The 923-nt window shown below is 77.0% G+C and carries 1 protein-coding gene; it reads right to left on the bottom strand.

The window, feature by feature from the left end; all coding sequences use genetic code 11:
- The coding region (locus FIF60_RS21435; RefSeq protein WP_144300319.1) for an AsmA family protein at nt 1-923 on the bottom strand (923 nt) is incomplete at both ends.

The raw sequence follows: 923 nt of genomic DNA, 5'->3' as shown, positions 1-923 counted from the left end.
CCCCCGGCCGCGCCGCCCCGGCGATGCCGCCGACGATCGCGCCGAGAGGCCCAGCGACCGCCCCTGCCGTGGCGCCCGCCGTCGCTCCCGACAACGCGCCTGCCACCGCGCCCACGGCGCCGGCCGCATCGACGCGGACCGCAGGCTGGAGGAACGTGCCGCCGATGTTCACGGGCACGCCGATGCCGCCGCCGGCGATCTTCAGCGTCGGCACCGCGCGCAGGCGAAGCTGCTCCGGCCCCAGCACGACGGAGCCCGTGCCGGCGACCTTCGCGAGCGCCGAATCGAACAGGAAGGCGCGGGCCTGGGCCGTGCCGTCCTCGGCATCGAAGCGGAAGGCGAGGCAGCGGACGTTGTTCGTGCCGTCGCGCGGCGCGCCGGGAACCATCGCCCGCCACACCTCGCCCGCGACCAGGTCGATCAACCGGTTGTCGATGTCGAGATTCGCGCCGGCGAGGCCGACATGCCCGTCGAGCCCCGAGGCGATCGCGGCTGGCGAGGTCCCCGCCCCGCTGACGTCCACATCGAGCTCGAGCGTGCCCGCCACCCGGTAGCCCCCGCCATAGGCGGCGAGGAGCTGGCGCAGGTCGATCGCCGGGGCGCGCAGGACGAGCGCGACCGGCGGGGTGTCGGAGGAGGCATCGAGGGAGAGGCTGCCGCTCACCGGCGCGCCTGGCGCGGTGACACGGAAGGGCTCGACGCGCAGCCGTCCGCGGTCGAGCGCGACCGTCGCCTGCGCCTCGCTGTAGGTCGCGCCGCCGAACACCAGCTCGGCGATGGCGAGACGCACCGCCGCATCTGCCGCGCGAAGCGGCTCCAGCGGCAGGGGTGTGTCGGGGATCAGCCGCGCGCGCGCCTGCCCCGCCGGCGCAGGGGCGGGTGCAGGGGGCGTGGCGCCGGCCGCCGGCGCAGTGCCTGCGGGC

The organism is Elioraea rosea (genome assembly GCF_007644105.1).
Taxonomy (GTDB): domain Bacteria; phylum Pseudomonadota; class Alphaproteobacteria; order Acetobacterales; family Acetobacteraceae; genus Elioraea_A; species Elioraea_A rosea.
This window is presented reverse-complemented; position numbering and strand designations above follow the sequence as displayed.